A 17,390-nucleotide genomic window follows, 5' to 3' on the forward strand; every position below is an offset into this window, starting at 1 on the left:
TAGTCATGGATAACGCATTAGAATTTTTGCTCGATCAAGCTAAAGATCAAGAGAACCAAGCCGTACTTGCGCTTAACAAAGCGAACTCTGAGCTGCAAGGTTACTATGAGCAGGTTGCGCAGATTGAAAAGTATCGACTTGATTACTGCCAGCAGCTTGTCGACCGTGGTAAGGCTGGCTTAACGGCGAGTCAATATGGTCACTTGAATCGTTTCTTAACCCAGTTAGATGAAACATTATCCAAGCAGCGAGAAGCCGAGCACCACTTTAAAAATCAAGTCGACAATTGCCAAAACTACTGGATGGAGTTACGAAAAAAACGTAAATCCTACGAGTGGTTGATGGAGAAAAAGCAAAAAGAAAAAGCAAAGTTGCAAGACCTAAGAGATCAAAAGCAAATGGATGAGTTCTCGACGCTGTTATACAGCCGAAAGAAGATGTGATCCTAAGCCACGAATGACGCAGGTGCTGCTCTCGATATTGTGAGAACAGAACTTATAGGCATGTTTCTTGCTCCGTTTTATATAAAATTGCGCGTTATGCCCACCAAAGGCATAAAAAGCACCCGACTTTCTTTTTGTTGCCTGGTTCATGGCAGCAAAGCTAGTAGATAGAGCTTGTATATATGAATGTTAGTCTTTCCTCAAATTCAGCGGCCAACAAAACGTCATCGTTGTTGGACACCGGTTCTGCCTCTTCCAAGGTAGAAGAAACCGGAGACTCTAAAGGTTTCTTTGAATCCTTTAAGGAAGCGCTCGGCTTTGAAGAAAGTGACAGTAAAGCTGCAGTAAAAGACTCAGAAAGCACCACAAAATCTGATGCTAAACAGGCCTCTACCGAAGGTGAAGCGTCAGCTGAAGCGGATAAAGGTGATTCAGCCGAATCAAAGGCTACTGAGGAAGTGAGCGAAGCGCAAAGCAAGCAAGCAGCTTCAGGAGTAGAGGGTGACAAAGCCACAGATAAAACATCTACAGAGGCAGCGTCTGATTCCGCGGCTCAGCTCAAAGCCCATTCGAGCGCTGATAGCACTGTCGCTGATAACAATGTCGCAGATAAGGCGGTTGGTAAAGACGCGCAGGCTACGACTAACGATTCGAAAGAACAGGTTGCTCAACCCCAAGAGCAGGCTTCATCTGCGGTAGATGAGTCTAAGCAGGCATCGCAAGCAAGTGCCGCGATGAATGAAGGTAATAAGTTGCTTGGCCAGTTGGATGAGGCAAATAAAACGCTGAATCAGACTCCGAACGGCAAAGCCTTGCCACAACAGTCTCAGTTAGAACAGTCTCAGTTCAACCAAGCTCAAGGTAATATCCCAGGAGCTTCAGTTGCTGGTCTTTCAGTTGCAGGTGAAGCGGGTAAGCAAGTGAGCCAAGCCAATGCAGCGAATCAAGGTAGCGCTCTAGAAGTTGATTCTGAAATCGCTGTACTTACCGGAGGTAAGGGTGTTTCTCAGCTGACTGATGATGAAATCCGACAGTTGATGGATAAAGGCGTCACTCCAGAACAAATTGAAGCCAGTATGAGCCGAGAGCTGAGCCAAAAGAGTGCAGCTAGTGCGGTTGCTGCCGATCAGAGTCAAGCATTGTCAGCCGCGGATATTGAACTGGCAAAGCAAGTAGATGCCCATACCAAAGCGCTAAACCAATTGAATGGACAAATCGAATCAGAGCAGTCTGTTGTCGATAGCTTGCTTCACAAGCAACAAAGTGGTGCTAAGTTGACGGTTGATGAGCAAGCCGCTTTGGCTAAAGCGACCTCTAACCTAGACCTGTTGAATCAACAGCTCGCAAACGTTCAACAACAAGCAACAGCTCTGCTAAGTCAAGCTCCGGCTGCGAACAGTGCGTCTGGTGAACCCGCTGCTATCGATTGGGATAATACGGATTCAAGCGAAACTAAAGCCTTAGCTGCGGCAGCATCAACAGCAGCTGTAGCGACGGCGGCACAACAAGTGTCAGCGCAGGCCGCTTCTCAATCAGCAAACAATGCTCTTACGGATAAGGCGGCAATGCTGCACGCCAATAATGCGCACGCGGCCCAACAGGCAGCGGCTCAACAAGCCAAGCTTTCTTCACCTCAACAGCAAGCTGCGTTAGACCCTGCTTTAACTGCACAAGGGGTGGCGATGAATGCTGCGCCTGCCGCGACCAAAGCAGGTTCAACGGACATGTTACTTAAAGCCGGAGCTGGTGCAGCGGCACTGTCTGGTCTTGGAAAAGCGAGTGCTAAGGAAGATTCTAAAGATTCGACCTTTGCTCAGCAGATCGCTTCTGCTGCGGGTGTTCAAGGCGCTGCCACCGCGGGTTCTGCGCCAACTCGAGCTGAAATTCAAGCTGCTCAACAAGCGCCTTTGCAGCTTACTAAAGAACTCGCGAACGAGCAGGTAGCGGAAAAAATACAAATGATGATGTCTAAGAACCTTAAGAACTTGGATATCCGCCTCGACCCACCAGAGCTGGGTCAAATGAAAATTCGAATGACCATGAATAATGATGTGGCAAACGTGCACTTTACTGTGAGCAATCAGCAGGCGAGAGATGTGATTGAACAAACCTTACCTCGGTTGAGAGAGATGTTGGCTCAACAAGGGATGCAGCTTGCTGATTCGTCAGTTCAACAACAGAACTCTGGTCAGGGGCAGGAGAGGTACAACAGTGGTGAGCAACAATCCGGCGCTAACCGCACAAATGATGGTCAAGGTGACGAAAACCTTGATAGTGGCAGCAATCTTGAATTGAATGTCTCATCAAAGCGTGATGGAATTAGTTATTATGCCTAGTATCAGGCTAAGAAGACTAAGTTAATAAAAACATCAGTTAATAGAAAGAACCGTTAGTTAATAGAAAGAACAGGAAGTTAGAGTAAGATATGGCCGAAGAACAAGATGCACCTAAAGGGAAGAGTAAGCTCCTCATCATCATTATAGCGGTAGTCGTTTTACTGCTTGGTATCGGTGGTGCTTTGTTCTTTTTCTTAGGCTCCGATGATAGTGCCTCTGAATCTCAGTCTCAGCCAGCCACTGCTATGGTCGCTGCAGAGCCAGTTATGTATGTTAATATTCCTCAGCCCTTCTTGTTCAATGTGACAGGTGATAAAAAAGATCGCCTAGTGCAGATAAAAGCACAGCTGATGGTACGAGGCAGCAAGAATGAAGACTTGGCTCGCTATCACTCTCCTCTTGTAGAAAGTACGCTACTAGCAACGTTCGCTTCGGCCACGGTCGATCAATTGCGCTCTCCAACCGGACGAGTTGAACTGCGAAACAAGGCGACTGAAGATATTAAAGCAAGTCTGGCTCAAGCTGTTGGCCAGCCTGTGATTGAAAAAGTGTTATTCACTGACTTCGTAATTCAATAGGTAATTTGTGACCGATTTATTAAGCCAAGACGAAATTGATGCGCTGTTACATGGCGTTGATGATGTTGAAGACGTAGAAGATGTCTTAGAAACCGAGAATGACAGTGCGGTCAATTTCGACTTCTCATCTCAAGATCGAATCGTCCGTGGTCGAATGCCGACCCTTGAACTTATTAACGAGCGCTTCGCACGTCATATGCGGATTAGCTTGTTTAATATGTTGCGTAAAACGGCTGAAGTGTCGATCAACGGCGTACAGATGATGAAGTTTGGTGAGTATCAAAACACATTGTATGTACCCACCAGTTTAAATATGGTGCGTTTCCGTCCGTTAAAAGGTACGGCGCTGATCACCATGGAAGCACGTCTTGTTTTTATTCTTGTAGAGAACTTTTTTGGTGGTGATGGTCGTTTCCACGCCAAGATTGAAGGCCGTGAATTCACGCCGACTGAAAGACGTATTATCCAGCTGCTGCTGAAAATTGTTTTTGAAGATTACAAAGAAGCTTGGTCTCCAGTGATGGGGGTTGAGTTTGAATACCTGGATTCTGAAGTGAACCCAAGTATGGCGAACATTGTGAGCCCAACAGAAGTGATCGTTGTGAGTTCGTTCCACATCGAGGTAGATGGCGGTGGTGGTGACTTCCACGTTGTGATGCCTTATTCAATGGTTGAACCGATCCGTGAACTGCTTGATGCGGGTGTTCAATCTGACAAAATGGAAACCGACGTTCGTTGGAGTACCGCACTGCGTGATGAAATCATGGATGTGCCGGTTAACTTTCGTGTGAACCTTCTAGAGCAAGATATTTCTCTGCGTGATTTGATGGAGCTGCGCCCCGGTGACGTCATTCCAATGAACATGCCTGAGCACGCAACGATGTTTGTCGAAGAACTGCCGACCTATCGTGTGAAAATGGGGCGCTCTGGTGAGAAGCTCGCAGTACAGATTTCTGAAAAAATTCAAAGACCCCATGTGGTTAAAACTGATCTCGCTTTTCTAGGTAAGGACTTAATGTCTGAACTAGAAAACAGCGATGATGACGAATAGAAAATAGATAAAAGTATAGGAATTGGTAATGGAACCTAGTGAAGATCAAAAGCTAGCAGACGAATGGGCTGCAGCACTTGGTGAAGATCCTTCAGCACCGTCAATTGATGTTGATGACGTGCTTGCGGCACCACTTGATGAGCTAACTGATTCATCATCTCCGATTTCTGAAGATGAGCGTCGTAAGCTGGATACCATCATGGATATTCCAGTGACTATCTCAATGGAAGTTGGCCGCTCTCAGATCAGTATCCGTAATTTACTTCAGTTGAACCAAGGTTCGGTCGTTGAGCTAGATAGAATTGCTGGTGAATCACTGGACGTAATGGTCAACGGTACCTTGATTGCTCATGGTGAAGTGGTTGTGGTGAACGACAAGTTTGGTATTCGTTTGACTGACGTTATTAGCCAAACAGAACGAATTAAGAAGCTGCGTTAATGAGCTTTTTGTCTCAAAGACTGGCGAGCTCTTCTCTCGGAATGACAAAGCTGTTAAGAGGGGGCTTGGGAGTAGGGCTATTAATTGTTCCCTCCATTGCCTTTGCTGCAACGCCGCCATCTCTCGATTTAGCGACCACTTTTGGGTCGCTAATTTTCGTTATAGCCTTCATTTTATTTATTGCTTGGCTACTCAAGCGCATGCAAGTGCCTGCAATGTCGAATCAGCAAGGCTTGGCGATTGTTAGGCAAATTCCTGTAGGTACTAAAGAACGCATCGCTATTGTTCAAGCGGGTGATGAGCAGTTCTTAGTCGGGATTACCACGCAATCTATTCAGCTAATTTCTAAGCTCGATAAACCTCTTACTCAGGAGATGCTGGAAAAAAGTACATTTTCAAGTCAGCTTTCCCAGCTAATAAAAAAAGATGCAAACAAGTAACGGACTTTTGAACTCATCTTACGTTTGCCAAAACGGAGCTTTCCGAATGGTTAAAGTGTTGTTGGTTCAGCTCACTCTTCTCTGCTCACTCGTATTCAGTATGTCGGTATTTGCACAGACTGAAGATGGCACCGTCATTCCGGCGAATACCGCTGGCTCAGAGTCGGTAACCATCAGCACGATGGAACAATTCCAAGCCAAATCGACAACCATGACCACGGGCAGCTTAACCGGCAATGGTGGCGGCATACCTGCCTTTACCATGACAACCAATGCTAATGGCGGTGAAGACTACTCGATAAACCTTCAGATCTTGGCGTTAATGACCATGCTTGGCTTCTTGCCAGCGATGGTGATTTTGATGACCTCGTTCACCCGTATTGTGGTGGTGATGTCTATTTTGCGTCAGGCGATGGGTTTACAACAAACACCGTCTAACCAAGTGATTATTGGTATCGCAATATTTTTGACCTTTTTCATTATGTCACCGGTAATCAATCAGGTTAACGAACAGGCGGTTCAACCTTATCTCAATGAACAGATATCGGCACGACAGGCATTCGATGTTGCCCAAGGTCCGATCAAGTCTTTCATGCTCAAACAGACTCGAATCAAAGATCTTGAAACCTTTGTTGAGATCTCTGGTGCGGAAGTGACCAACCCTGAAGATGTCTCTATGGCGGTTCTGATTCCTGCGTTTATCACATCGGAATTAAAAACGGCTTTCCAAATCGGCTTTATGTTGTTCTTACCGTTCCTAATCATCGACTTGGTGGTGGCATCGGTATTGATGGCCATGGGTATGATGATGTTGTCACCGATGATTGTATCGCTGCCGTTTAAGTTGATGTTGTTTGTTCTTGTTGATGGCTGGAACTTGATCCTCTCCACACTCGCCGGCAGTTTTGCCTTGTAGCTGGGGGAATAATGAATCCTGAAATATTCGTAGAGTTGTTCCGAGATGCCCTTTGGATGGTACTCATCATGGTTTGCGCCATTATCATCCCGAGCCTGCTGATCGGTTTAGTTGTCGCTGTATTCCAAGCGGCGACCTCTATCAATGAACAAACACTGAGTTTCCTGCCGCGTTTGATAGTAACTTTGTTGGCGTTGATGCTATTTGCACACTGGATGACCCAGATGATGATGGAGTTCTTTTTCGAACTCATCGAACGCTTGCCGCAAGTTCTGTATTAGACCGATATGGAATACCCAACGAGCCTTGTACTAGAGTGGTTAGCCAATTATTTTTGGCCATACACTCGCATCTCAGCGATGCTGATGGTGATGACGGTAACAGGGGCACGCTTCGTGTCGCCGCGTATTCGTCTGTATTTAGGTTTGGCTATCACCTTTGCCGTGATGCCCGCAATTCCTGCTGTTCCCAAAGAGATCGAACTGCTCTCTTTCCAAGGGTTCTTAACGGTGTTTGAGCAAATCGTGATTGGTGTTGCCATGGGCTTTGTTACTCAGTTTATGATTCAGACCTTCGTCATGCTCGGCCAGATCTTGGGTATGCAATCTAGCTTGGGCTTCGCCTCAATGGTTGACCCCGCTAACGGACAGAATACGCCAGTACTTGGTCAGTTGTTCATGTTGCTTGCGACCATGTTTTTTTTGGCGACAGATGGTCACTTGAAAATGCTGCAGTTGGTGGTGTTCAGTTTTAAGACTTTGCCGATTGGCAGTGGCTCTCTGACTTCGGTCGATTTTCGAGAACTCGCGTTGTGGCTCGGTATCATGTTCAAAACGGCATTAGCAATGTCGTTGTCGGGCATTATCGCGCTACTAACGATTAACCTTTCTTTTGGTGTAATGACGCGTGCTGCACCTCAGTTAAACATCTTTTCTTTGGGTTTTGCATTTGCGCTACTCGTGGGTCTGTTACTTTGTTGGTACATCCTTGGCGGCTTGTATAGTCACTATGAGCTATTCTGGATGCAAGGCGAACAACAGATATGTCGTCTAATCCGGTTAGATTGCTAGGGGACTGAAATGGCAGAGTCAGACGGTCAAGAACGCACAGAAGACGCCACGCCCAAACGCTTGCAACAGGCCAAAGAAAAAGGGCAGGTTGCAAGGTCGAAAGAGCTAGCGTCGGCGTCGGTACTGATAGTAGGTGCGATTGCATTAATGTGGTTTGGCGAATCGATGGCGAAGGCGTTGTTCGAGGCTATGCAACGTCTGTTTTCTCTGAGCCGCGACGAGATTTTTGATACCAATAAACTCTTCGAAATTGCCGGTGGTGCACTGGTGAATTTGCTGTTTCCGCTGTTTTTGATCCTGATAACCTTATTCGTTGCAGCAGTCATTGGTGCGGCGGGTGTCGGTGGGATTAACTTTTCAATGCAAGCCGCGATGCCAAAGGCGTCTAAGCTCAATCCACTCAGTGGTATCAAGCGTATGTTTGGCCTACAAAGTTGGGTTGAACTTCTCAAATCTATTTTGAAAGTAGCTCTTGTATCAGGCATGGCCATTTATCTGATTCAGGCCTCTCAGCATGATTTAATGCAGCTGAGCATGGATGTTTATCCGCAGAATATCTTTCATGCTTTGGATATCTTGCTCAACTTTATTCTTTTAATCAGTTGCTCTCTGCTTATTGTGGTGGCGATTGATATCCCGTTCCAGATCTGGCAACACGCCGATCAATTGAAGATGACCAAACAAGAAGTCAAAGACGAATTCAAAGATACTGAAGGTAAGCCGGAAGTGAAAGGGCGAATTCGTATGCTTCAAAGGGAAGCGGCTCAACGTCGAATGATGGCTGATGTTCCTCAAGCGGATGTGATTGTGACCAACCCAGAGCACTTTTCCGTGGCATTGCGCTATAAGCAGAATCAAGATAAAGCGCCGATTGTGGTTGCCAAAGGTGTCGACCACATGGCGATGAAAATCCGAGAAATTGCGCGCGAAAACGACATCTATATTGTTCCAGCGCCGCCATTGGCGAGGGCGCTTTATCACACCACTGAGCTAGAACAACAAATTCCTGACGGTCTGTTTACGGCAGTTGCGCAGGTACTTGCATATGTTTTCCAGCTTAAGCAGTACCGAAAACGAGGAGGGGAGAGGCCAAAACTGCAAGATTCTAATATGCCGATCCCACCTGATTTACGTCATTAGATCAATTGCTTGAGCTCTGCGTGATGAACCTTGATAATAGCGAGCTAGCTAATCTTCTTTTTATTGAGGTGATGGCGATAATTTGACGTGAGATGTTGGTACAGTGTTTGCTGTAGTAAGCCTGAACATTATAAGCCCATAGCAAAACAGCCCTGACTAAGATCTAATCCACTTCTTCAGAGAGCTACAACATAGCGAAACTGTCTAGATTTATGAAATTCTCTCTGCCTTTTGCGGACAAGCTACCTAAAATCCCTAACCGTGCCATGCCTGCGATTGGTGCGCCTGTTATGGTACTTGCCACGCTTGCTATGGTGGTGTTGCCCATTCCAGCTTTCTTGTTGGATATGTTCTTCACCTTTAATATTGCACTGTCTATGGTTGTGCTATTGGTTTCGGTTTATACCCGTAGGCCTTTAGACTTCGCTGCATTCCCGACCGTGCTGCTGATTGCGACTCTGCTTCGATTGGCCTTGAACGTTGCTTCAACACGTGTGGTATTGCTCCATGGCCATGAAGGTGGTGACGCTGCTGGTAACGTGATTGAAGCCTTCGGTAACGTGGTTATCGGTGGTAACTACGCTGTCGGTCTAGTGGTGTTCTTGATTCTAATGATCATCAACTTCATGGTTGTAACCAAAGGTGCGGGCCGTATCTCAGAAGTAAGTGCGCGTTTCACTTTGGATGCGTTACCGGGTAAACAGATGGCAATCGATGCCGACTTGAACGCAGGTTTGATCGACCAAGACCAGGCACGTCTGCGACGTTTTGAAGTAACCAAAGAAGCCGACTTCTACGGTTCGATGGACGGTGCATCTAAGTTTGTTAAAGGCGATGCGATCGCTGGTATCTTAATCTTGTTCATCAACATCATTGGCGGTTTGAGCATTGGTATGGCTCAGTTTGACCTTGGTTTTGGTGAAGCAATCGAAATCTACACGCTACTGACTATCGGTGATGGTCTGGTTGCACAAATCCCGTCACTGCTCCTTTCTATAGCAGCTGCAATGATGGTAACGCGTCAAAATACTGATGAAGACATGGGGCAACAGCTCGTCTTCCAGATGTTCGACAATCCAAAAGCCTTGATGATCACCGCCGCTATCCTTGGCATCATGGGTATTGTTCCGGGTATGCCACATTTCTCGTTCTTGAGCCTTGCTGTTATTGCGGGCGCGGGTGCGTATTACATCGATAAGAAAAACAAAAAGAAGGCGGAAGAACCTAATCTTCCGGCGACCGTTGAAGCGAATGGAGAAGCAGGCTCTCAGAAGGAGCTTTCTTGGGATGATGTTCAACCTGTCGATATTATTGGTTTAGAAGTGGGTTACCGTTTAATTCCTTTGGTTGACAGAGACCAAGGGGGCGAACTGCTTGAACGCGTTAAAGGTGTGCGTAAGAAGTTGTCTCAAGACTTTGGTTTCTTGATCCCAGCGGTACACATTCGCGATAACCTAGAGCTGACACCAAACAGCTACCGAATTACCCTGATGGGTGTCGCAGTAGGTGAAGCTGAGATCAAGCCTGACATGGAGCTCGCGATCAACCCGGGCCAAGTGTACGGTATGATCGATGGTGAGCCGACAATCGACCCTGCATTTGGATTAGAAGCGGTATGGATTCGTGAAGAGCAGCGTGAACACGCACAAGCTCTAGGTTATACCGTTGTCGATTCTTCTACAGTATTGGCGACACATCTTAGCCAACTGCTTACCAACAACGCATCACAGCTTATTGGTCACGAGGAAGTTCAGAACTTACTTGAGATGCTTAGCCGCTCAACACCTAAGCTGGTCGAAGGTTTTGTACCGGATCAATTGCAGTTGGGTGTGGTTGTGAAAGTGCTACAGAACCTATTGAATGAAGCTATTCCAATTCGTGACATTCGAACTATAGTCCAAACTTTGTCGGAGTATTCAGGTAAGAGTCAAGAACCTGACATACTTACTGCGGCGGTTCGTATCTCATTGAAACGATTAATTGTTCAAGAAATCAATGGTATAGAGCCAGAGTTGCCAGTGATAACCCTAATTCCTGAGCTGGAACAAATCTTGCATCAAACCATGCAGGCATCCGGCGGAGAATCTGCTGGTATTGAACCTGGTTTAGCCGAACGTTTACAGACCTCCCTCAGCCACGCTACGCAAGAGCAGGAGCTGAAAGGTGAACCAGCGGTGCTACTGACCTCTGGTGTGTTACGCTCGACTCTGGCTAAGTTCGTGAAAAACACGATCCCAAGCTTGAGAGTCTTGTCTTACCAAGAGATACCGGACGAAAAACAGATACGTATAGTACAAGCTGTTGGTAATTAAGCCGCCTAATTAGAACGGACGATCGAATTGAAAATTAAACGATTTTTTGCAAAAGATATGCGAACGGCGCTGCTCCAAGTTAAAGAAGAACTTGGCTCAGAGGCGGTGATCATGTCTAACAAAAAGGTCGCAGGTGGCGTGGAAATTGTTGCCGCTATTGATGGCGAATCTAGCCCTTCAACAGCAAGCCAGAGACTAAATAAACCTCAGCAGCCTGCACAAAGCCAATATACGCAAATGGCCGCGCCCGCAGCTCCTGCAGGGCGACGTCAACTAGACGATGACAAGGTTAGCCTGCAGTCGAATGCTGAAGGTGGACGCTCAATGACTAAGCGCTTTGCGAATATGCTAAAACAATACAGTCATGGCGCCGAGGATGAACCACAACATCGTGCTGAAAATGAAGATTCATTGTCAGCATTGCTTAATCGCCAATCAAGCACGGGTCATAACCCTCATAGTCATCAGACTCAAAGCAATCTGCAGTCTCATGGCCATCAGCAGTCTCACGGTAACCAACAGTCTCACGGCAATCTTGATTCAGCATTTGCTCGTGAAACAGGTTTGTCTAAGTTGATTGCTGAAGACCGCAGAGTCGAGCGTCCGGCACCTCGCTTGGATCCTACTCGTTATGATCGCGGTCGTGAGAACACTCACTCGAAAGGCTCTGATTCTGAAATGGAAACGATGCGCGAAGAGATGACCTCAATTCGTCGTCTGTTAGAACATCAAGTATCTGGATTAATGTGGCAAGAAGTTGAGCGTCGTGAACCGCTCAGAGCGATGCTTATTAAGCGCCTTGAGCGTATGGGTGTTTCTGCAGAGCTGGCCGATCAGATGGCTTGTTACATTCCTGAAGATACCAAACCAGCGCGTGCATGGAAGGCTTTGTTAGCACTGGTTGCTGACCAAATCTCTGTCACTCAGAAAGATATTTTAAAACGCGGCGGTATTGTGGCTCTACTTGGCCCAACCGGTGTGGGTAAAACGACAACTGTTGCAAAGCTAGCTGCACGTGCTGCCATGGAATATGGCGCAGATAACGTCGCACTAGTGACAACTGACACATATCGTATAGGTGCACATGAGCAGTTATCGATCTATGGTCGAATTATGGGTTGTCCTGTAAGAGTTGCTAAAGATTCTAGCGAACTGGCCGATGTAATATATCAGTTACGTAATCGTCGCCTGATTCTGGTCGATACTGCAGGCATGGGACAACGAGATGTTCGCCTATCTGAGCAGTTAGACACATTGATGCAAGAGAGTGGTTCCGTTATCAATAGCTACCTTGTGTTGCCTGCAACTGCACAACGCAAAGTGCTACAAGAAACAATTGAACACTTTAGAAGAATCCCGTTGTCGGGATGCATCATGACTAAATTGGATGAATCCCTCAGTCTTGGTGAATTCATCAGTGTCGTAATACAAAATGCATTACCAGTTGCTTACATAGCAAATGGTCAACGAGTTCCTGAAGATATCGTTATAGCTCAGCCAAAGTACATGATTGCTAAGGCTAATGAGTTATTAGAAAAATCTACAGAGAATGAACCTCATTACTGGAATAGCGATTCTGAAGGGCTCTAGGCGGCGGATAAATATGAATGAAAATATGATACATGATCAAGCTAGCGGCCTCCGTCGCTTAACCAAGCCTTCACTCACAAAAGTTATCGCTGTCACCGGTGGTAAGGGAGGCGTTGGTAAATCCAATGTGACGTTAGGTATGGCTATTTGCATGGCGCGCCAAGGCAAAAAAGTCATGGTGTTAGATGCCGATTTAGGGCTAGCTAACGTCGATATCATGCTGGGTATTCGTTCTAAACGAAACCTTGGGCATGTGTTGGCTGGCGAATGTGAACTTAAGGATGCGATTGTCGAAGGGCCGCACGGAATTAAAATTATTCCAGCGACATCGGGCACACAAAGCATGACTGAACTTTCACACGCACAGCATGCTGGTTTGATTCGCGCATTTGGTTCGCTTGAAGACGAGATGGATATCTTGTTGGTTGATACCGCTGCCGGAATTTCGGACATGGTGATCAGTTTCTCAAGAGCGGCGCAAGACGTGGTTGTTGTGGTATGTGATGAACCTACCTCAATCACAGATGCATATGCTTTGATTAAGCTTTTGAGCAGAGAGCACCAAGTTCAGCGATTCAAAGTTGTTGCAAATATGGTCAGAAGCTACCGAGAAGGCCGAGAATTATTTGCAAAGTTGACTTTGGTCACAGAGCGCTTCTTGAATGTGAGCCTCGAACTCGTAGCATGTATTCCTTTAGATGATAAAGTACGTCAATCAGTCAAGAGACAGAAGATCGTAGTAGATGCGTATCCTCGCTCTCCAGCTGCGTTGGCAATCAGCTCTTTGGCTAATAAAGCATTGACCTGGCCAATACCAAAAACACCAAGTGGGCACTTGGAGTTCTTTGTTGAAAGGCTGCTGAATCGTACTGAATTTATAGAGGAACCATTTGGTGAATAAAGCGCTTACTTACGACCAACATGCTAATCACAATAGCCAACAGGCTTTTTTTGAGAAGTATTCTGTGTTGGTTAAACGTATCGCTCATCACTTGTTGGGGCGATTACCGCCTAATGTATTGGTTGATGACTTAATTCAAGCTGGCATGATCGGCTTGATTGAAGCGCAACAAAACTATGATGGTACCAAAGGCGCAAGCTTTGAGACGTATGCTGGTATTCGGATTCGTGGGGCAATGTTGGATGACATTCGCCGCGGGGACTGGGTACCGAGATCGGTTCATAAAAACAATCGAGAAATCAGCAGTGCAATCGCGGAATTAGAGGGTATCCTCAACCGCGACCCGAGTGATGCCGAAGTGGCAAAACATATGGGACTCACTTTGGAGCAGTACCACAGTGCTTTAACTGATATTAATTGCTCAAGACTGGTTGGGATCGAAGATTTAGGCGTCTCAGATGATGTAATATCTCCGAATGAAGACTCTCAAGATAACACGCCTTTTCAAGGGGTTGCTGATGAGTCATTCCGCCAAGCTCTGATCGACTCGATAAAACAACTTCCGGAAAGAGAAGGCCTTGTGCTTTCGCTTTATTACGACGAAGAACTCAATTTAAAAGAGATTGGGGAAGTGCTAGGTGTCAGCGAATCTCGTGTCAGCCAAATACTGAGCCAATCTATGCAGCGTTTACGCACTAAGTTAAGTGCTTGGACACAGAACGACTAACAACACTGATCCTATTCAGTGGAGGCTAATTTGAACAAAAACATGAAAATTCTCATTGTTGATGATTTTTCAACGATGCGCCGAATTGTTAAAAACCTACTTCGCGATTTAGGTTTCAACAACACTCAAGAAGCAGACGATGGCTTGACCGCGTTACCTATGCTGAAAAAAGGCGAATTTGATTTCGTGGTAACTGACTGGAACATGCCAGGCATGCAAGGTATTGACTTGCTTAAACACATTCGCGCAGATGCAGAACTTAAGCACCTTCCAGTGCTTATGATCACAGCAGAAGCGAAGCGTGAGCAGATCATCGAAGCAGCGCAAGCGGGTGTTAATGGTTACATTGTGAAGCCTTTCACTGCTGCAACGCTGAAAGAGAAACTTGATAAGATTTTTGATCGCTTATAAGCATCAATAAGTTTTAGGTACTTCTAGATAAACGCTGACTGATAAGTTATCTGTTTATCTCGATAGCCTAAGCGCACAAAGTATGCGGAGTAAGGCCGAACTCAGGATGATTTCATTAGAACAAGCAAAAAAATTAGTAGAGCTGCTTGAGAACGATGAGCAGCAAGATGCTGATTCTCTTGTTAGAAGCATTTATGAAGATAATTTTAGTCTTCAAGACAATCCAATGCTTCAAGAAATAGGAAGTCTGACTCGCGACCTCCATGACTCTTTGACTCAATTTAATTTCGATGAGCGCATTAGCGTTATCGCAAATGACGAAATCCCCGATGCAAGGGATCGCCTTCAGTATGTCATTGATAAAACGGAAGTTGCGGCAAATAAGACGATGGACGCTGTCGATCGCTGTATGCCAATTGCAGACAACCTACACGAGTGTTTACTTCAAGTAAGGCCTCAATGGAATGAACTGATGCATGGCCGCATTGAGCTGGCACAATTTAAAGCTTTATGTCACCGCATTGATGGATTGCTTGTCCAAGTAGAGGGCGATAGTACCGAACTACGTGGACAACTGACTGAAATCTTGATGGCTCAGGATTTCCAAGATTTAACTGGGCAGATAATTAGCAAAGTTATTACCTTGGTGAATGAGGTTGAAGGACGCTTAGTTGAGATTCTCACCGTATTTGGTGCGAATCAGACTGAGCCAACTCCAAAATCAGAGAAGAAAGCATCGATTGCTCCAGAAGGGCCAATCATGAATCCAGAAGAGCGCGAAGACGCTGTTGCTTCTCAGGATGAAGTCGACGATTTGTTATCCAGTCTTGGATTTTAAAGGTAACGTATGAGCTACGATTTAGACGAAGATATTCTTCAGGACTTTTTAGTCGAAGCAGGAGAGATCCTTGAACTTCTATCAGAGCAACTGGTAGAGCTTGAGAATAACCCTGACGACAAAGACCTATTAAATGCTATTTTCCGTGGTTTCCATACAGTAAAAGGTGGTGCTGGTTTCTTAGCATTAACTGAGCTGGTGGATACTTGTCATGGTGCCGAGAATGTGTTCGACATTCTACGAAACGGTCAGCGCAGCGTAACATCAGGCTTGATGGATACTATGCTGCAGGCGTTAGATACTGTTAATACACAGTTCCAAGCCGTGCAAGATCAGGAGCCTTTAGTACCAGCAGACCAAGCTTTATTGGATGAACTTCACCGCCTCTGCAAACCAGAATCAGCGGATGAAGTTGCACCAGTAGAAGCGCCAGCACCTGTTATCCCAGAGCCTGTCGTTACAGCCCCTGAACCGGTTGTCGAAAGTTCAAGCATCAGTGCCTCATCTGTGGATGATATCTCTGAAGACGAGTTTGAGCGCCTGCTTGATGAACTTCACGGAAAAGGTGGTTCACCAACAGCACCTTCTGCACCTACACCGCCGCCAGCACCAGTTGCACCTCAGCCTGTTGCTGACAGTGGTGATATTACTGATGACGAATTTGAGAAGTTGTTGGATGAATTGCACGGCGCGGGTAACAGCCCGACAGCGGCAAGTTCAACGCCTCCTCCACCGCCAGCGCCTCCGGCAGCACCTGTTTCGGCGATGTCTGAAGGCGATGACCTGATGACTGACGAAGAGTTCGAGAAGTTACTAGACCAACTGCATGGTTCAGGTAACGGACCTTCGATTGAAGAGCTCGATGCTGCGACTAAGCCTGCAGAAGTGAAGTCTGCGGCAGTTGCACCACAAGCTGCGCCTAAGCCTGCTGCTCCGGTTGCGGTTAAAGAAGAACCGAAACCTAGTGCTCCAGCAAAAACTGAAGTTAAAGCGCCAGCGAAGAAGCAGCAAGCTGAAGCTACAGTTCGTGTCGATACATCAACACTGGATACCATCATGAACATGGTGGGTGAACTGGTATTGGTGCGTAACCGACTTGTCAGTCTTGGCCTAAACAGCAATGACGAAGAAATGTCGAAAGCTGTCTCTAACTTAGATGTTGTTACTGCAGACCTACAAGGCGCGGTAATGAAGACTCGTATGCAGCCGATCAAGAAAGTATTTGGTCGCTTCCCACGAGTTGTCCGTGACCTTGCGCGTAGCTTGAAGAAAGACATCGTTCTTGAAATGCGTGGCGAAGAAACTGACCTTGATAAAAACTTGGTAGAAGCACTTGCTGATCCCCTGATTCACTTGGTGAGAAACTCTGTCGACCATGGTATCGAAATGCCGAACGACCGTGTTGCTGCGGGTAAATCACAAACGGGTAAAGTGATTCTGTCTGCCTCTCAAGAAGGTGATCACATTGAGCTGGCTATCGTTGATGACGGTGGCGGTATGGACCCTGATAAGCTTCGTGCTATTGCGGTCAAACGTGGCCTGATGGATGAAGATGCAGCGTCTCGTTTATCAAATAAAGAGTGTTTCAACCTGATTTTTGCTCCTGGCTTCTCAAGCAAAGAGCAGATCTCGGATATCTCTGGTCGTGGTGTAGGTATGGACGTTGTGAAAACGGCGATCAACACACTGAACGGCTCTATTGATATTGATTCAGAAATGGGACAAGGCACCAAGATCACCATCAAGGTTCCACTAACCTTAGCGATTCTACCAACCTTGATGGTCGGTGTTGCGGGTCACCCATTTGCATTGCCATTGGCATCGGTTAACGAGATCTTCCACCTAGACTTAAGCCGCACAAACGTGGTTGATGGTCAGCTAACGATCATCGTTCGCGATAAGTCTATTCCGTTGTTCTACTTGCAAAACTGGCTTGCTCCTAAAGCGGGTATTGTTGAACTGCGTAAAGGGCACGGCCATGTTGTTATCGTACAACTTGGTAGCCAACGAGTTGGTTTTGTTGTCGATACGCTTATCGGTCAAGAAGAAGTCGTGATCAAGCCACTTGATAAGCTTCTGCAAGGCACGCCAGGAATGGCAGGCGCGACAATTACAAGTGACGGACACATTGCATTGATTCTAGATGTGCCGGACTTGTTGAAGCAGTACGCAGCTGCGTCAAGAATTTAATTTAAGGA

Annotated in this window: 17 protein-coding genes; all 17 read left to right on the forward strand. The window is 46.3% G+C overall.

The features are described 5' to 3' along the window. The first annotated feature begins 5 nt into the window (after positions 1 to 5). The 17 genes from fliJ (at position 6) to BCV39_RS02045 (ending at position 17,382) form a co-directional block, all read left to right on the forward strand. Positions 6 to 443, forward strand: a complete 438-nt coding sequence (gene fliJ, locus BCV39_RS01965; RefSeq protein ID WP_048661518.1) for a flagellar export protein FliJ — start codon at positions 6 to 8, stop codon at positions 441 to 443. A gap of 182 nt (positions 444 to 625) precedes the next feature. Next, positions 626 to 2,779, forward strand: coding sequence for a flagellar hook-length control protein FliK (locus tag BCV39_RS01970; RefSeq protein ID WP_102432855.1), 2,154 nt, complete (start codon positions 626 to 628; stop codon positions 2,777 to 2,779). Positions 2,780 to 2,868: 89 nt separating this feature from the next. Next, the gene (gene fliL, locus BCV39_RS01975) at positions 2,869 to 3,357 is read left to right on the forward strand and encodes a flagellar basal body-associated protein FliL (RefSeq protein WP_048664313.1); all 489 of its coding nucleotides are present in this window, start codon (positions 2,869 to 2,871) and stop codon (positions 3,355 to 3,357) included. A gap of 7 nt (positions 3,358 to 3,364) precedes the next feature. Beyond that, complete coding sequence (fliM, locus tag BCV39_RS01980; RefSeq protein WP_048661515.1) at positions 3,365 to 4,408, forward strand: flagellar motor switch protein FliM; 1,044 nt, start codon at positions 3,365 to 3,367, stop codon at positions 4,406 to 4,408. Positions 4,409 to 4,436: 28 nt separating this feature from the next. Continuing rightward, positions 4,437 to 4,847, forward strand: coding sequence for a flagellar motor switch protein FliN (gene fliN, locus BCV39_RS01985; RefSeq protein ID WP_004739851.1), 411 nt, complete (start codon positions 4,437 to 4,439; stop codon positions 4,845 to 4,847). After that, positions 4,847 to 5,287, forward strand: coding sequence for a flagellar biosynthetic protein FliO (gene fliO / locus BCV39_RS01990; RefSeq protein WP_048664311.1), 441 nt, complete (start codon positions 4,847 to 4,849; stop codon positions 5,285 to 5,287). The genes fliN and fliO overlap by 1 nt, the downstream gene beginning before the upstream one ends. Then, complete coding sequence (fliP, locus tag BCV39_RS01995; protein WP_198591313.1) at positions 5,274 to 6,203, forward strand: flagellar type III secretion system pore protein FliP; 930 nt, start codon at positions 5,274 to 5,276, stop codon at positions 6,201 to 6,203. The genes fliO and fliP overlap by 14 nt, the downstream gene beginning before the upstream one ends. A gap of 11 nt (positions 6,204 to 6,214) precedes the next feature. Continuing rightward, positions 6,215 to 6,484 carry a flagellar biosynthesis protein FliQ gene (gene fliQ, locus BCV39_RS02000; protein ID WP_029235191.1) on the forward strand — a complete coding sequence of 90 codons (270 nt, stop codon included), beginning with the start codon at positions 6,215 to 6,217 and terminating at the stop codon, positions 6,482 to 6,484. Positions 6,485 to 6,490: 6 nt separating this feature from the next. Further along, positions 6,491 to 7,273: a flagellar biosynthetic protein FliR gene (fliR, locus tag BCV39_RS02005; RefSeq protein ID WP_017060672.1), complete on the forward strand. Its 783-nt coding sequence runs from the start codon at positions 6,491 to 6,493 to the stop codon at positions 7,271 to 7,273. Between the two features lie 9 nt (positions 7,274 to 7,282). Next, positions 7,283 to 8,413: a flagellar biosynthesis protein FlhB gene (gene flhB / locus BCV39_RS02010; RefSeq protein ID WP_048661512.1), complete on the forward strand. Its 1,131-nt coding sequence runs from the start codon at positions 7,283 to 7,285 to the stop codon at positions 8,411 to 8,413. Positions 8,414 to 8,625: 212 nt separating this feature from the next. After that, positions 8,626 to 10,725, forward strand: a complete 2,100-nt coding sequence (gene flhA, locus BCV39_RS02015; protein ID WP_048668500.1) for a flagellar biosynthesis protein FlhA — start codon at positions 8,626 to 8,628, stop codon at positions 10,723 to 10,725. Positions 10,726 to 10,752: 27 nt separating this feature from the next. Beyond that, positions 10,753 to 12,315: a flagellar biosynthesis protein FlhF gene (gene flhF, locus BCV39_RS02020; protein WP_048661510.1), complete on the forward strand. Its 1,563-nt coding sequence runs from the start codon at positions 10,753 to 10,755 to the stop codon at positions 12,313 to 12,315. A 13-nt stretch (positions 12,316 to 12,328) separates the two neighbouring features. Then, positions 12,329 to 13,216, forward strand: coding sequence for a MinD/ParA family protein (locus tag BCV39_RS02025; protein ID WP_048661509.1), 888 nt, complete (start codon positions 12,329 to 12,331; stop codon positions 13,214 to 13,216). Continuing rightward, positions 13,209 to 13,943, forward strand: a complete 735-nt coding sequence (locus BCV39_RS02030; RefSeq protein WP_048661508.1) for an RNA polymerase sigma factor FliA — start codon at positions 13,209 to 13,211, stop codon at positions 13,941 to 13,943. Before BCV39_RS02025 ends, BCV39_RS02030 begins: the two co-directional genes overlap by 8 nt. 42 nt (positions 13,944 to 13,985) lie before the next feature. Further along, a complete protein-coding gene (gene cheY / locus BCV39_RS02035) occupies positions 13,986 to 14,354 on the forward strand; it encodes a chemotaxis response regulator CheY (RefSeq protein WP_016767062.1) in 369 nt (122 codons plus the stop codon). A gap of 106 nt (positions 14,355 to 14,460) precedes the next feature. Beyond that, complete coding sequence (locus BCV39_RS02040; protein ID WP_048661507.1) at positions 14,461 to 15,192, forward strand: protein phosphatase CheZ; 732 nt, start codon at positions 14,461 to 14,463, stop codon at positions 15,190 to 15,192. A gap of 9 nt (positions 15,193 to 15,201) precedes the next feature. After that, entirely contained in the window at positions 15,202 to 17,382 is a 2,181-nt protein-coding gene (locus tag BCV39_RS02045; RefSeq protein ID WP_102432853.1) for a chemotaxis protein CheA, read from the forward strand. Positions 17,383 to 17,390: the final 8 nt, after the last annotated feature.

The organism is Vibrio sp. 10N.286.55.E10 (assembly GCF_002872555.1).
Taxonomy (GTDB): Bacteria; Pseudomonadota; Gammaproteobacteria; order Enterobacterales; family Vibrionaceae; genus Vibrio; species Vibrio crassostreae.

Excerpts from the sequence above, each read along its gene's own strand:
- fliO (WP_048664311.1), top strand. The coding sequence starts at position 4,847 with ATGAGCTTTTTGTCTCAAAGACTGGCGAGCTCTTCTCTCGGAATGACA.
- BCV39_RS02045 (WP_102432853.1), top strand. The coding sequence starts at position 15,202 with ATGAGCTACGATTTAGACGAAGATATTCTTCAGGACTTTTTAGTCGAA.
- BCV39_RS02025 (WP_048661509.1), top strand. The coding sequence starts at position 12,329 with ATGAATGAAAATATGATACATGATCAAGCTAGCGGCCTCCGTCGCTTA.
- fliR (WP_017060672.1), top strand. The coding sequence starts at position 6,491 with ATGGAATACCCAACGAGCCTTGTACTAGAGTGGTTAGCCAATTATTTT.
- fliP (WP_198591313.1), top strand. The coding sequence starts at position 5,274 with ATGCAAACAAGTAACGGACTTTTGAACTCATCTTACGTTTGCCAAAAC.
- fliN (WP_004739851.1), top strand. The coding sequence starts at position 4,437 with ATGGAACCTAGTGAAGATCAAAAGCTAGCAGACGAATGGGCTGCAGCA.
- flhA (WP_048668500.1), top strand. The coding sequence starts at position 8,626 with ATGAAATTCTCTCTGCCTTTTGCGGACAAGCTACCTAAAATCCCTAAC.
- fliQ (WP_029235191.1), top strand. The coding sequence starts at position 6,215 with ATGAATCCTGAAATATTCGTAGAGTTGTTCCGAGATGCCCTTTGGATG.
- cheY (WP_016767062.1), top strand. The coding sequence starts at position 13,986 with ATGAAAATTCTCATTGTTGATGATTTTTCAACGATGCGCCGAATTGTT.
- BCV39_RS01970 (WP_102432855.1), top strand. The coding sequence starts at position 626 with ATGAATGTTAGTCTTTCCTCAAATTCAGCGGCCAACAAAACGTCATCG.
- fliJ (WP_048661518.1), top strand. The coding sequence starts at position 6 with ATGGATAACGCATTAGAATTTTTGCTCGATCAAGCTAAAGATCAAGAG.
- fliL (WP_048664313.1), top strand. The coding sequence starts at position 2,869 with ATGGCCGAAGAACAAGATGCACCTAAAGGGAAGAGTAAGCTCCTCATC.
- BCV39_RS02040 (WP_048661507.1), top strand. The coding sequence starts at position 14,461 with ATGATTTCATTAGAACAAGCAAAAAAATTAGTAGAGCTGCTTGAGAAC.
- flhB (WP_048661512.1), top strand. The coding sequence starts at position 7,283 with ATGGCAGAGTCAGACGGTCAAGAACGCACAGAAGACGCCACGCCCAAA.